A 13641-nucleotide genomic window follows, 5' to 3' on the forward strand; every position below is an offset into this window, starting at 1 on the left:
GCCATAAGAAACGATTTCATAATGCTCTACTTTTTGGTTAGCTATGATGATGGCTGCATCACGCACCATTGAATCCTCTTCTGTTCCTTCCAACACGCTTTCACCATCCTTAATTATACCGAGGATACCCTCGCATTTCTTTTTAGAAGGTTTCTCCTCAAGAAGGGCAAATACCTCTTCGAGTCGGCTTATCTGTTCCCCGGTTTCAGAGTGATGCAACTTGAGGCTCTCTTTTAAGGCTTTGGAAGTAGCAGCACTCTCCATCTTTTTCAGTGCCTTTAAAGCTTCATGTTCGGCAAAATAGATGTCTTTCAGTTCATCGAGGAAGAATTCTTTTAACTTCCCCTCATTTTTTTCATGGAAACGAGCTTGTTTCTGTTTACCTGAATTGGTTTTTCCCTTCGATTGGCCTTTAGCTGATTGTTTTTTTGAGTCCATAATTGATATTTTTAAAATGTTACACCGGAGAGCAGTTCTCGGCTACCCTCAGGTCATAAATAGAATTCATCCTTTTTTCTTATTTGTCACGGATTTACCGGTATTGACTTTTTTAACTGGAAACTTCTGGTTGTTATTTTTTTGTGAAGCCGTTTTTGAGCCTTGGTCTGCTTTTTTGGATTCCATAATGTGATTTATTTAGGTTTCTGATTTGGTTCCATATACATATACAACTACTGGGAAAAGATTTTGTTCTCTGGTGATATACACCATTATATATATTTAACTCTGACGAAATTAAGGGGGAAGGGGCTGGAAATGTATTGTGCCGGGAGGGACTTTATCATCTTATTTTTTCTTCAAAATTTTCAGTAATTCATCCACCGTTTTCTCCATAAAAATAGATTGATTTTCGAACAGGGATTTTAAAGGATCTCCTTTGATCCTTTTGGATAAAATTACACCGGAACATTCCGCAATAGCTATATAGGCATAGCAATCCTTTATAGAAAGAGGGGATACGGGTTGTGCATATCCTGTAATGGCTACCCCTACTTCGGCATTGAAAGCCAATGCTACCTCCACAGCCATTTTATCGGATATTTCTTTACTTACCGAATTACAAGCCTCTGCCAAAACCGGATTCACCTGCAAATGCTTCGCTTTTTGTCCCAGATTGTAAAGCGTCATCCCGCCTTGAAAAAAAGAAGTGGCCTCCGTAGCTTGCGAAAGAGCGTTTTGTATGAGTCCTGATGTGCAACTTTCGGCAATGGCTATGGTTTGTTTCCTGGATTGTAACAACCGGCTGATCTGGTTTATTTTATTATGATTATAGATATTCATAGAATGTCGTTTAGTGAAGAGATTGCTTTTTCCAAATCAATACCTTTTTCCAATACGGGCATGAAAATATCGCCTTTTTTTTCCAAACGTGAAAGGGCGTTGTGAATAGAAAAATCCCCTATGGACAAATCTTTCGTCAATTCCTTCCATTCCACCGGCATAGAAACCGGAGCTCCCGGTTTGGGACGGACACTGTACACACTTGCCACGGTTTGCCCCTCACGGTTTTGCATGTAATCCAGATAAATTTTCGAACCGCGCTTGCTTAGACTACGTTCCAGCGTAGTGGTACCGGGGAGCCTTTCCTGAACCAACCGGACGATAATATGAGAAAAATCGCGCACTTGCTCGTAGGTGTACTGCGCACCCATAGGTATAAAAATATGAATACCCGTGCTTCCCGATGTTTTGCAATATGCCGGCACATGGCATATCTCCAATATTTCTTTGGTCACTTTTGCCGCTTCGATAACCTGATTGAACGTGTTTTTTTTCGAAGGATCCAGATCGATGATCAGATAATCGGGATTGCCGGGGTTTCCTATCCGGTTGTTCCAGGGATTAAGCTCGATGCAACCTAAATTGATGAGGTATCCAAGGGTTTCCTGATTGTTGCAGACGAGGTATTCCAATTCCTTGTTGTTGGATTCCGAAAAAATCCGGACCGTCTCCACCCACGACGGTGCATTTTTTCCGGCATCTTTGTGGTAAAAACTCAATCCGTCTATACCTTCGGGAAAGCGGTGCAACGATTGCGCCCGGTCTTTTAAGTGCGGTAAAATATATTCGCTCACGGAGAGATAATAATCGATTAATTCTCCCTTGGTAATCTTTTCCTTTTTCCAATAGAGTTTGTCGGGATGGGTATATTTCACCTGGTCTTCCGTACCGGTCGGTGTAACGGACTCCGAGACTTCTTCCTGCGGTGGTGCGGTAGCTCCCAGGCTCTCATGATAGAGATCCAGAGCATTCAAATCTTCCCGGATGCCGATAAACACGGGTTGGCGAAAAAGTCCCTCCTCGGTTATCCTGGAGTATTTTACGGTGCACACCGCTTCCGGCTTTATCCATGTAGGCGGCGCATTGGTAGCAGGCTTGGCGGTGAAAGGCATTTTCCCGGTTACCAGGGGTTGTAACAAGGTATGGATTTCTTTGAGTGACCGTTTGCTGAATCCGGTTCCCGTGTGTCCCGCGTAATACAGTTTTCCCTCTTCATATTTCCCCAAAATAAGCGCACCGAAATATTTCCGCGAACCACGCGGTTCGGTATACCCGACGATAACGGCTTCATCGGTCTTATGATTTTTTATTTTCATCCATTCTGTTGTGCGTATCCCCTCGCTGTAAAGACTGGATTTCTTTTTCGCCATCATTCCCTCCAAATCGGCTTTCCGGATGGCTTTATAGAATTCTTTTCCCCTGTTTTCCACATGATCGCAAAATTTCACATGCGGCGTTTCGATGAGCGCTTCTTTCAGTAGTTCTTTGCGCTGGTGCAACGGAAGACCCTCCGTACTGTGCCCGTTAAGGAAAAGCAGATCGAACACATGATAGATGATCGGCGTTTGCGGAGAATCCGCGAAGTGTTGCAAGGTCTGAAAATCGGGTTTGTCCTCCGCGTCGTATGCCACGATCTCGCCGTCCACGATCATTTCGTGCGGCTGTTCTTTCAGTCCGGCTTCAATCACAGGATACCTCCCGAGGAAGGACAATCCGTTACGCGAATAAAACTCCAAGCCGTCGGTGAGATCGGCGATGGCCCGGTATCCGTCCCATTTGATCTCGAATATCCATTCTTCGTCGTCGAACGGTTCTTCACCGGTAGCTGCCAGCATGGGCCGGATATACCGGGAGAGTTTTTTCTGCCCCGAAAGGGGCAAAGCAGGAGAGCGCTTCTTCTTCGAAACCGCTCCGGACGGGGTGGAAGTTTTATATTTCTTTTCAGCCAGTTTTGTTACCTTTGATTGGGATGAGGTGTAATTTTCCGCATCATAATTTTCATGAACGGCATAGGAGTCGTTGTGCTTGATGAGCAGCCACGCATTTGTTTCTTTCGCCGTATGCATTTTTATCAAAGCAAACTCGCCTTTTAGCTTTTTCCCGTGAAGGATGATCTTAACAGAACCTTTTTCTATCCCTTCCAGCAAGATCTCCTCGTCCGTTTTCCCTTCCCCGCGAAGCAAAGGTTCATAGGTACCTTCATCCCAAATCTCTACTTCACCGGCGCCGTAATTGCCTTCAGGAATAGTTCCTTCGAAGGTGCGGTAAGAATACGGATGATCTTCCACCATCATGGCCAGCCTTTTATCGGCAGGATTGAGCGACGGGCCTTTCGGTACAGCCCAGCTCTTGAGCACGCCTCCCATTTCCAGCCGGAAATCGTAATGCAGGCGGGTAGCCGCATGCCGTTGCACTACGAAAATATGCCCGCCGTCCTGCGAAACAGCTCCCCCTTCGGGTTCGGAAGTACGGTTGAAATTGCGTTTCTTCTTGTATTTATCCAGTGTCATCAGGAGATATTTTTTCTTGATTTTTCCAGACTTGCTTTCAGTTTTTCCATCAGGTCGATGGTCTTATCGGAAGTTTCTTCCTTTTGCACTCTTTTCAGTTTCTGCCCCTTTGCCTTCTGTTTGATGATCTTCAGCAAATCGGTGGCATAGGTGTCTTTATACTATTCACCATCAAATGTTTCCGTATTTAAGTCGATGAGAGCGACCGCCATTTTCAGTTCATTGGGTTTAATTTTCCTGGCGGGAATATTCAATTCTTCGGATTCACGGAGCTCTTCCGGAAAACGTATTTTATTGAGGATAAGCATATCGCCATAGGGTTTTACAATACCCAATATTTCCTTGTTGCGCATAATGAATGTACCTACGCCTACCTTACGGGTTTTTTTCAATGCCTGCGACAATAACGCGTAAGCATTTTCCCCGTTTTTTTGAGGCTCCAAAAAATAAGGGGTCTCAAAATATACACTGTCTATTTCGTCTTCATCCACAAATTGCTGAATGGAAAATAGTTTACTTTTTTCCGGACTCGCGGCTTCAAAATCTTCGTCCTCCAACACAATGTAGCGGTCACCGAGTTTATAGCCTTTCACGATATTTTCCCACTCCACTTCCTTGCCGGTTTTTTCATTCACACGCTTAAACCTGATGTTGGACAGATCGCCCTTGTCCAGCATATCCAGATCGAGCGTACTGCTTTCGGTTGCCGAATACATTTTGACGGGAATATTAACCAGTCCGAATCCGATGGCTCCGTTCCAGATTGATTTCATATGGCTCTTTCTCCTTTCCTCTTGATACTCATACAGGTTTCATAACCTTGTTTTAATTGAATATAGAACATTGTTGAAGACTCCTTGGTTCAATAAGGTGCATAACTATATGTCCGATATGAACAATCGTTTATTTTCTGTTGTTAGAAAATGAAGTGCAGTGGATGATAAGCGGATTTAAATTAAAAAAATATGAACTGGCAAGATATTTTATTCGGCACTGAAGATTTTGTGTTTCTTGCAGAAATTGCTTTCCGCTCCCTGATCATGTTCCTTCTCCTTTTCGCGGGTCTGCGCATCATGGGGAAACGGGGGGTGAAGCAACTCTCTATATTCGAATTGCTGATCATTATCGCGCTGGGCTCTGCTGCCGGCGATCCCATGATCTACAAAGAGATCGGTATTATATATGCCCTGGTGGTTTTTATTATCGTTTTCCTTTCCTATTGGCTTATCACCAAATTGATCGAACATTCGGAAAAAATGGAAACGATGCTTGAAGGAAAACCGTATTGTATTATCCATGAAGGGAAGGCATCGAAAGAATCATTAAAACATAAAGAATTGGCCATGGATGAATTTTTTTCGATACTCCGCCACCATCACATCTTTCATTTGGGACAAGTGGAGAGCGCTATATTGGAAACAAGCGGTGAACTAAGTATCTTATTGTATAACTCCCCGCATATAAAAGCGGGATTACCGATATGGCCGGACTATCTGGAGAAGAAAACCACACAAGTAAAGCACCACGGCATATATGCGTGCACTTATTGCGGATATACACGTATAATGGGTGCGGGTGAAAGGAATAGGTGCGAGTACTGCAATGAAAATGACGAATGGGTGGAAGCTGAAACCGGAAATCGGGAAAAGTAAGAGGATACCGGAAAAATATTTGAATTTGTGCTTAAAGGCAGTCCAAGTAAAATGAGGGGGAATCGGATCGGAATAGATTCTTTACACATTTGAGCGGAAGACGGGACTCGAACCCGCGACCCCGACCTTGGCAAGGTCGTGCTCTACCAACTGAGCTACTTCCGCGATATTTTTTTGGTTTTTCACTAAAATCCTCTGTTCCAGTGTTACCTTGCCAAGGTCGTTTCCATTTCCTTTTTGGGGCAAGGTCGTGCTCTACCAACTGAGCTACTTCTCTACCAACCGCGTTACGCGTCGGATTTGCGGTGCAAAGATACCTTTTTGTTTTGTGACTGCAAAATATGGGGACCGAAATTATTGCAATAATCCAATTATATCGGACTATTTGAGTCGCTTTCCTCCTCGATTGTTAATTGAGTCGCCTTCGCTCCTCGATTGTTAATTCTACGTTCGGCAAAACAAATAAATTTGCTTTGCTCTCACTTAACAAAATAGTTCACCTATTTTTTCCAGATAGCAGGCATCTACTTCGTCAAAATGATCAAGCCGGTCGCTGTCTATATCCAATACGGCAGTAACGGAACCGTCGCGTTTCACCGGGACAACGATCTCGGAACGGGAAAAGCTGCTGCAAGCGATATGCCCGGGAAACCGGTCGACATCGGGAACGATAAGGGTACGCTTCTCTTTCCAGGCAGTACCGCAAACTCCCCTGCCATAAGCGATACGGGTGCAGGCCGGCGGACCCTGAAAGGGGCCGAGTACCAACTGATCGCCCGCCATACGATAAAAACCGACCCAAAAGAAACCAAACGCTTCCTTTAGTGCGGACGCAATATTGGCCATATTAGCGATGAGATCGGGTTCTCCCTCCATCAACGCCTTTAACTGGGGAAGAAGCGCCTGATATATTTCTTCTTTGGATGCCCCGTAAGGGATATGTAGATCTTCTGCCATCGTTTCTCAACTTTCCGGGTGAAAAAATCGCGCTGCCGGTGAGGCAACGCGATCCATACTTTTGCGCGCTGAATTCTTATCGCGCCTGTTGCTGTGCTTCTTGTACCATCTTGGCGTTGGGAAGAATATAAACTTCCACGCGGCGGTTTTCTGCACGGCCTGCCGTAGTGTTGTTGTCGGCTACGGGCTGGGTGGAACCGAAGCCTTGGGATACCAAACGGCTACCGGAAACACCTTTTGATACGAGATAGTTATATACCGATTCGGCCCGGCGCTGCGACAACGGATTGTTGATAGCATCGCTACCGGTGCTGTCGGTATGGCCGTATATCTTTACATCGGTATCGGGGTTGTTCTGCAGTGAAGTGGCAAACTTATCGAGCGATGTGCGTGAAGCGGTGTTCAGTGTACTCGAATTGGTGGCGAAAAGGATGCCCGATTCGAAAGTGACCTTGATGGCTTCGCCTTCGTTGACTTTCTCTACCTGAGCGCCTTCGATCTGCTCGAGTTCTGCAGCCTGCTTATCCATCTTCTTACCGATAATAGCTCCGGCAGTACCGCCCAGTACAGCGCCTATACCGGCACCCCAAGCAGCGCCTTTGCCTCCTCCGGCAATAGCACCTATTCCGGCCCCGACAGCGGCGCCGGCCCCGGCTCCGATACCTCCGCCTTTCACCGTGTTGCTCGCCCCACAACCTGATAATACCAATGCACCTCCTAAAAGGCCGATGGCAAATAATTTTGAAAATTGTTTCATAGTTCGTTGTTTTTAATTAAATGGTTTGTAATTGTCTGATCAGTTATTGGTTAATCGAACAGATTGAGCGTGTCACAATAAGCCAACTCGCCTGCCACAATAGCTTCTATCTGCTCGTCGGTATAATCTCTTACTTTGTCTTTCCGGGCATTCCGGTAAATATATTCCAAAAGCTCGTCTTCATCGATCTCGATCTCGGAATCGTCATCGTCATCCTCATCGAGATACCCTTTTTCTTCGTAAAAGTCATAAATAAGATCTACAATGTAGTTGATCTCATCGTCGGAGAACTCATCCTGCATCTCCGTCGGCAGGTTCTCCCGGATGAAACGTAGAGAATCGTCTTCATCATACTCAAGTACTTTATCTTCCTGACTCATGTGAATATGTTTTTAAAAATAAACGTTTACCTTGATAAATTAAAAACAAATATGGGAAAAATAAGTTCATACTACTGTTAAAAACTCATTTTTTTAAGAGGGATGTTGTTTTTCTCTATAGGAAAACCAAAGAGATCTCCGGGCAACAGGAGATTGTCTGCTTCTATAAAGGTATACTGCAGACAACCTACCTATCCCGGCGCTCCCCTTAACGGCGAGTGTTGCGTTTGGCGTTTTCCTTGGCCTTCTCGCGCGCCATCTTTTCCTGCATCTTCTGCGCCTCTTCAAGACGCGCCATGAAGCCCGATTTCTTTTTGGGTTTCTTTTTGTTGGCCTCCAACTGCGCCAGGATCTTATTTTCGTCGATCACCTGCTTCATACCGAGAGTGAGCGCGATGGTAATAAGCGTAGAGAGGAAATAGTAATAGTTCAACCCGGCGGGATAGGTGTTGAGAAAGAAGAACATGAAAACGGACATAAAGACGGGCATGTACTTCATACCGGGCATCGCCTGCGAACCGGTGTCGGTCATCGACATGTTGTACTTGGTGTAGAACACGTTGACCACGGTCATAAGCAGACAGAACAGGCTGATATGATTACCCAGAAAACGGGTAACAAGGGGGATATTGCCGCTCCATGATATGATGGAATCGTAGGTAGAGAGGTCATCCGCCCAAAGGAAGCCCTGCTGCCGCAACTCGATGGCAGCCGGGAAGAAGAAGAAAAGGGCCAGCAGCACAGGCATCTGTATCAGCATGGGAAGGCAACCGCTCATGGGGTTGACACCGGCTTTGTTGTATAGCTCCATGGTGGCCTGCTGCCGCTTCATCATCATATCCTGCTCATTGCCGGGATATTTCTTTTCAAGCTCCTGTATCTGGGGACGAAGTACCCTCATTTTTGCCGACGACATGAACGATTTGTAGGTGAGCGGCAGGGTGATCAGTTTCACCATGAGGGTAAGGATGAGGATGATAAGCCCCATACCCCAATTGAGGGACAGGAAGAAGTTAAAGACGGGAATCACGAACCATTTGTTGACCCAACTGAGCCAGCGGTAGCCGAGGTATACATTCTCTTCCAGTTGCAGTTTGTCGGCACTGTCGGCGACATCCTTGTCGTAGGCCTTGAGCGTGTTGTAGTGTACCGGCCCGAAATAATAATTGAAACCGGCGGAAACCAGGTCACTGTCAGGGCTTACCATGACGGGCACCCACCCTTCGGCCCTGTAATACTTGGTATAGTCGGGATCGTTAAGCACTTCCGAGCTGAGAATAGTGTTGGTGAAAGGCTGCTTGCCGATAACGACGGAAGTGAAATACTGATCTTTGAACGAGAACCATTTGAGCGGTTCGGAGAGTTCCTTGCGATCGTTTTTGGACTCACTCATTTTCTGCACATCCTGCTTGTCATATTTATAGAGGATGCGGGTGAAGCGGTTCTCGAAGGTACGCCCTTTCTCCTGCTGACGGATCTTCTGCTCCCAGTTCATGCGGAAATTGGTGAGGCTTTCGGGGTGAAGGCCATTCTTCATGCCTGCCAGCCGCACATCGAAATCCATCATATATTCATCGGCCGGAAGAGTGTAGACAAAATCGATATATTGTCCCGGGGCATGCTGCAGGCGCATAATGACGGAGTGGCCGTCAGCGCCGGGAACAGGGGTAAAGATCTGATCTTCGGTGGTTAGGTGAACGCTGTTGCGGTTGAACAGGCTGAGGTTGAAGCGCGCTTCATCGCGACCGTCGAACAGTTGCAGGTTTTCCCCCGTATGCCGGAGGTATTCCTTGAGTTGTACCGACTGAATGGAGCCGCCTCGCGTACTGAGAAGGATTCGTATTTTTTCGTTCTCGAGGACGACGGTTTCTTCCTGAGCAGGGACTGTCGGTTGCGTGCCAAAGGTTATGGAATCCACACTTTGTTCCGGGGTAGATACGATAGTCGTATCCGCCGGGGACGGGGCGCCTGCGCTAAAAAAATCGGCTACGGCGTTGCCTGTACCGGCCAGGGCGGTATCAGTCTGTGCGTCCACTCCATTTTGTTGCGCCTCCGGTTGGGCACGTTCCGCTTCCACCATTGCAATGGAGTCGCGCATACGCTGCTGCGCCTCCATCTGTTCGCGGTTAGGCCTGTTATAAAGGGTAAAGCCAATAATGATGGCTGTAATAAGCAGTAATCCTGTGACTGTATTTTTATCCATTGTAGGTTTTTATTTTTTTCGTGCGTCGTGCAATTCTGCCGCCGCCTGCATAAAACTCATAAAGAGGGGATTGGGAGAGATAACGGTACTGTTGTACTCGGGGTGGAACTGGGTGCCCAGATACCAGCGGAGGTGAGGGGCCTCTACTATTTCCACAAGCTGTGAATCGGGATTAATGCCGGTACATTTCATACCGGCAGCTTCAAACCGCTCTTTATAGAGATTGTTGAACTCGTAGCGGTGACGGTGGCGTTCGCTCACCTTGGTCTTACCGTAGGCCTTGTATGCCAGCGACCCTTTTTTGATGATGCAATCATAAGAACCAAGACGCATAGAGGCACCCATATTGGTGATGTGCTTCTGCTCTTCCATCAGGTCGATCACCTTGTCGGTCGCTTTGGGGTCGAACTCGGTGGAGTTAGCGCCCGGGATGTGCATGACGGAGCGCGCATACTCAATGACCATACATTGCATCCCCAGGCAGATACCGAAAGTGGGAATATCGTTTTCACGCGCATAGGTTAACGCGAGATATTTTCCTTCGATACCCCGTTGTCCGAAGCCGGGGGCGACAACGATACCGTCGGCGTCGCGCAGCGTCTCTTCGACGTTCTCTTCGGTGATCTTTTCCGAATGACAAAGATCGAGCCGCAACTTCCTGCCGTTATAAATGGCTGCCTGAGAGAGCGCTTCGTTGATCGATTTATAGGCATCGGGCAACTCGGCATATTTCCCCACCAGTTTAATACATACTTCCTCCCTGGCGCTTTTGCGTTTCTGCAGGAAAGCTTTCCATCCCTCAAGGTTGGCGTTACCTTCGGTGGGCATATTCATTTTGCGCAGCACCACTTCATCCATACCCTGCTTCTGCATCATGATGGGAACCTCATAGATGCTGGAAACATCGACCGATTGCATCACGGCGCCCTGCTCCACATTACAGAAGAGGGCTACCTTGTCGAGAATATCTTTGTTGAGGCTGCGTTCCGTACGGAGTACCAGCATATCGGGCTGTATCCCGAGCGACTGTAATTCCTTGACGGAATGTTGCGTGGGTTTGGTCTTGACTTCTCCCGCGGCGGCAATATAGGGTACATAGGTAAGGTGAAGGCAGAAGCAATTGCGCCCGAACTCCCAACGGAGCTGGCGTACAGCCTCCAGGAAAGGAGTGGATTCGATGTCGCCCACTGTACCGCCGATCTCAGTAATGACAAAATCAAACTTGCTCTTCACACCGAGCGATTTGACGTTGCGCTTGATTTCATCGGTAATATGGGGGATGACCTGTACGGTCTTGCCAAGATAGTCACCGCGCCGCTCCTTGCGGATCACATTCTCATAGATGCGCCCGGTGGTGATGTTGTTCTCCTTGGTGGTCTGTATATTGAGAAAACGTTCGTAGTGCCCCAGGTCGAGATCGGCCTCATGCCCGTCCACAGTGACATAGCATTCGCCATGCTCATAGGGGTTAAGGGTTCCGGGATCGACATTGATATAGGGATCGAACTTCTGAATGGTGACTTTATAACCTCTTGCCTGCAACAATTTACCAAGCGATGATGCAATAATTCCCTTTCCCAGTGAGGAAACTACACCACCTGTAACAAAAATATACTTTGTATCGGCCACGATTGTGTATGATTTAGCGTGATGAATTTTTCAAAGTTGCAAAGGTAGTAAAAAAATTTGGTTGATTTAAAGATTTAATGATGAGTTAATGTGACTAAAGTGACAATGAAAATAATGTGACTAAAGTCTTGGTTCTTGAATCTTAAATTTTGAATCTTGAATCTTAAATCTTGAATCTTAAATCTTGAATCTTAAATCACATAGGAATAAGGGATGTGTTTTCGCAACGCATGATTTTACCGGGGAAGGCCTGTACGATAGAGTAATTATGGGTGGACATGATGACGGCGGTACCGCGCCCGGAGATTTCCTGCAGGAGGGCGACAATCTGGCTTCCGGTCTCGGGATCGAGGTTACCAGTGGGTTCGTCGGCCAGTATGAGGGCAGGCGAATTGAGCAGGGCGCGCGCGATCACCACGCGTTGCTGCTCCCCGCCCGACAACTCATGCGGCATCTTATAGGTTTTATTCTGCATGCCCACCTGCACCAGCACTTCATTGATCCGGTCCCTGATCTCGCGGCGGTTCTTCCAGCCGGTAGCGCGCAGCACAAACTCAAGGTTTTTCTCGACGGTGCGGTCGATAAGCAGTTGGAAATCCTGAAAAACAATACCTATTTTCCTGCGAAGAAAAGGAATCAGCCGGGGTTTGAGGCCGGCCAATTCGTAATCGAATACCCGTGCACTCCCCTCCCCGATGGGAAGTTCGGCATACATACTTTTCATCAGGGTGCTTTTTCCGGAACCTACCTTACCGATGATATAGAGGAAATCGCCGCGGTTGACAGTAAGATTGATATTGCGGAGGATGATATTTTCCTCGCGGTTGAGTTGTACATTCGAATAATTGACAAGTTGTTCCTGCACCATTATTGACTATTTAATGAATTGGATGATAAACGGGTATTTCCAGTATTCTCCGTTGTTGGCTTTGACAGTGGCGATCACCACAAAGACGGCATAAAGTACACCCAACACAACGGCGACAGGGATACCGATCACAGTGATGCAGAGCACGACGGCATAAATGGCGTAGCTGATCGTGTAGTTGAGGATATTCTTGCCGTGCTTATCGACATTGGCGTTGGTATCTTTGTTGGTGATCCACATGAGGATGGGCACGATGAAGCCGGCTCCGGGAATAATGACTCCGGCAAACTGGGTGAGGTGCATGAGCATGAGATAGGTGTTTTCCTCGAGTCCGAACAACGGCTTCCTGCCGGCATTACTGAAGGCACTGCCCTGGTCGTTGAGAATCTTTTCTTTCTCGCGTTGATATTCCTCTTCGGAAATACTTCCTTTCTCCCGTAATTCGTCGAGAATTTTTAAATCTTCGTATTTCATACGTCAATATTTATTTTTAACATTAGGGTCGGATGGAACCTGAAACGATCAGTTAATTTAACGATTTTCGGGTTGGTAATTATCAAACCGGTACCTCATCACATCATCAAATTGACTTACGTGCCCGTTCCATTTTTAGGGTATAACTTTATAGTAAAACTAAAAGCGCCGGTATCAGGAACCAAGTAATGAATCGATAGTCTCTACCATCCGTTCGAATTCCTCTTCTTCGAACAGCCGCGTGAGCATTACGATCTTCCCTTCCCTGTCGATAATGATATTACGGGTGATACCCGCGCTTTTTTCGGCGTACAACCCGAATATACCGGCATCGGGATCCATCCCTATGGGATAAGTTACCCCGGTGGCTTCAATAAGCTCCCGGATTTTCTCTGCCGGCTCCTCACGGTCGATACCGTAAAGGGCGAATTCAGGATTCCCTTTGTGACGCTGCCAGATGCGCGACTCAATATGGGGCATCTCCTTACGGCATACGCCGCACCAACTGGCGGTGAACTGCAACATCACCACCTTTCCCCGCAGGGATGAGAGGGTAACATGGCTGCCGTCGGGCAACTCCATGGTAAAATCGGGCGCCTGGTCGCCCACCTCCACCAGAAATTGACGGTCACCGTCACCTGGTGTTTCCTGTATCACGGCGGTACTGTCGGATAATATGCCGGATGCGTCGGACCTCTTTTCGGAAGAGGCAGTGCAGGAAAACAGCAATACAACCGCGAGGAAACTATAGAGTATAAAAAATTTACGCATATCAATTGTCATGACTAATTTTAAACCCGTCGGTTTCGCAAAGATATATTTTTTTCCGAATATCCTTGTTTTCATATGATTTAAATTATATATTTTAATTTCATTAGACACTCCAAACTTATCACTTATTGGTTTACGGACTATTTTGACTCTTGGCTC

The 13641-nt window shown here is 46.8% G+C and carries 14 protein-coding genes and 1 tRNA gene; 1 reads left to right on the forward strand and 14 read right to left on the reverse strand.

Features of this window, described 5'->3' with window-relative positions:
• The 5 genes from Q0502_RS00540 to Q0502_RS00560 all read right to left on the reverse strand — a co-directional run.
• A partial coding sequence (locus Q0502_RS00540; protein WP_298645905.1) for a DUF892 family protein occupies nt 1–438 on the reverse strand: 438 nt, incomplete at its 3' end.
• 348 nt (nt 439–786) lie between these two features.
• On the reverse strand, nt 787–1281 hold the full coding sequence (locus Q0502_RS00545) for a CinA family protein (RefSeq protein WP_298645908.1): 495 nt from the start codon (nt 1279–1281) through the stop codon (nt 787–789).
• Complete coding sequence (ligD, locus tag Q0502_RS00550) at nt 1278–3791, reverse strand: DNA ligase D (RefSeq protein ID WP_298645911.1); 2514 nt, start codon at nt 3789–3791, stop codon at nt 1278–1280. Before ligD ends, Q0502_RS00545 begins: the two co-directional genes overlap by 4 nt.
• Nucleotides 3791–3928: a hypothetical protein gene (locus tag Q0502_RS00555; RefSeq protein WP_298645915.1), complete on the reverse strand. Its 138-nt coding sequence runs from the start codon at nt 3926–3928 to the stop codon at nt 3791–3793. The genes ligD and Q0502_RS00555 overlap by 1 nt, the downstream gene beginning before the upstream one ends.
• A 24-nt stretch (nt 3929–3952) precedes the next feature.
• Entirely contained in the window at nt 3953–4564 is a 612-nt protein-coding gene (locus Q0502_RS00560) for a Ku protein (protein WP_298645917.1), read from the reverse strand.
• A 192-nt stretch (nt 4565–4756) separates the two neighbouring features.
• Between Q0502_RS00560 and Q0502_RS00565 the strand changes: the two genes are divergently transcribed.
• A complete protein-coding gene (locus tag Q0502_RS00565; RefSeq protein WP_298645919.1) occupies nt 4757–5443 on the forward strand; it encodes a YetF domain-containing protein in 687 nt (228 codons plus the stop codon).
• A 92-nt stretch (nt 5444–5535) separates the two neighbouring features.
• Here Q0502_RS00565 and Q0502_RS00570 read toward each other — a convergent pair.
• The 9 genes from Q0502_RS00570 to Q0502_RS00610 form a co-directional block, all read right to left on the reverse strand.
• Nucleotides 5536–5608 (reverse strand) — tRNA-Gly (locus Q0502_RS00570).
• Nucleotides 5609–5926: 318 nt separating this feature from the next.
• Nucleotides 5927–6400 carry a GAF domain-containing protein gene (locus tag Q0502_RS00575; RefSeq protein WP_298645921.1) on the reverse strand — a complete coding sequence of 158 codons (474 nt, stop codon included), beginning with the start codon at nt 6398–6400 and terminating at the stop codon, nt 5927–5929.
• 76 nt (nt 6401–6476) lie between these two features.
• Nucleotides 6477–7157 carry an OmpA family protein gene (locus Q0502_RS00580; RefSeq protein WP_298645923.1) on the reverse strand — a complete coding sequence of 227 codons (681 nt, stop codon included), beginning with the start codon at nt 7155–7157 and terminating at the stop codon, nt 6477–6479.
• Between the two features lie 50 nt (nt 7158–7207).
• Complete coding sequence (locus Q0502_RS00585) at nt 7208–7537, reverse strand: hypothetical protein (protein ID WP_298645926.1); 330 nt, start codon at nt 7535–7537, stop codon at nt 7208–7210.
• A 208-nt stretch (nt 7538–7745) separates the two neighbouring features.
• Nucleotides 7746–9740, reverse strand: coding sequence for a membrane protein insertase YidC (yidC, locus tag Q0502_RS00590; protein WP_298645928.1), 1995 nt, complete (start codon nt 9738–9740; stop codon nt 7746–7748).
• A gap of 9 nt (nt 9741–9749) precedes the next feature.
• Nucleotides 9750–11369: a CTP synthase gene (locus Q0502_RS00595; protein ID WP_298645930.1), complete on the reverse strand. Its 1620-nt coding sequence runs from the start codon at nt 11367–11369 to the stop codon at nt 9750–9752.
• A 196-nt stretch (nt 11370–11565) separates the two neighbouring features.
• On the reverse strand, nt 11566–12237 hold the full coding sequence (locus Q0502_RS00600; protein WP_298645932.1) for an ATP-binding cassette domain-containing protein: 672 nt from the start codon (nt 12235–12237) through the stop codon (nt 11566–11568).
• A gap of 6 nt (nt 12238–12243) precedes the next feature.
• On the reverse strand, nt 12244–12711 hold the full coding sequence (locus Q0502_RS00605; protein ID WP_298645934.1) for a DUF4870 domain-containing protein: 468 nt from the start codon (nt 12709–12711) through the stop codon (nt 12244–12246).
• A gap of 174 nt (nt 12712–12885) precedes the next feature.
• A complete protein-coding gene (locus Q0502_RS00610; protein ID WP_298645935.1) occupies nt 12886–13482 on the reverse strand; it encodes a TlpA disulfide reductase family protein in 597 nt (198 codons plus the stop codon).
• Between the last annotated feature and the right edge of the window lie 159 nt (nt 13483–13641).

Source organism: uncultured Proteiniphilum sp. (assembly GCF_937873925.1).
In the GTDB taxonomy this organism is placed as follows: domain Bacteria; phylum Bacteroidota; class Bacteroidia; order Bacteroidales; family Dysgonomonadaceae; genus Proteiniphilum.

Bases quoted from the DNA above. Each gene is read 5' to 3' on its own strand.
- Q0502_RS00545 (WP_298645908.1), bottom strand. From the start codon at position 1,281: ATGAATATCTATAATCATAATAAAATAAACCAGATCAGCCGGTTGTTA.
- ligD (WP_298645911.1), bottom strand. From the start codon at position 3,791: ATGACACTGGATAAATACAAGAAGAAACGCAATTTCAACCGTACTTCC.
- Q0502_RS00560 (WP_298645917.1), bottom strand. From the start codon at position 4,564: ATGAAATCAATCTGGAACGGAGCCATCGGATTCGGACTGGTTAATATT.
- Q0502_RS00565 (WP_298645919.1), top strand. From the start codon at position 4,757: ATGAACTGGCAAGATATTTTATTCGGCACTGAAGATTTTGTGTTTCTT.
- Q0502_RS00575 (WP_298645921.1), bottom strand. From the start codon at position 6,400: ATGGCAGAAGATCTACATATCCCTTACGGGGCATCCAAAGAAGAAATA.
- Q0502_RS00580 (WP_298645923.1), bottom strand. From the start codon at position 7,157: ATGAAACAATTTTCAAAATTATTTGCCATCGGCCTTTTAGGAGGTGCA.
- Q0502_RS00585 (WP_298645926.1), bottom strand. From the start codon at position 7,537: ATGAGTCAGGAAGATAAAGTACTTGAGTATGATGAAGACGATTCTCTA.
- yidC (WP_298645928.1), bottom strand. From the start codon at position 9,740: ATGGATAAAAATACAGTCACAGGATTACTGCTTATTACAGCCATCATT.
- Q0502_RS00600 (WP_298645932.1), bottom strand. From the start codon at position 12,237: ATGGTGCAGGAACAACTTGTCAATTATTCGAATGTACAACTCAACCGC.
- Q0502_RS00605 (WP_298645934.1), bottom strand. From the start codon at position 12,711: ATGAAATACGAAGATTTAAAAATTCTCGACGAATTACGGGAGAAAGGA.
- Q0502_RS00610 (WP_298645935.1), bottom strand. From the start codon at position 13,482: ATGCGTAAATTTTTTATACTCTATAGTTTCCTCGCGGTTGTATTGCTG.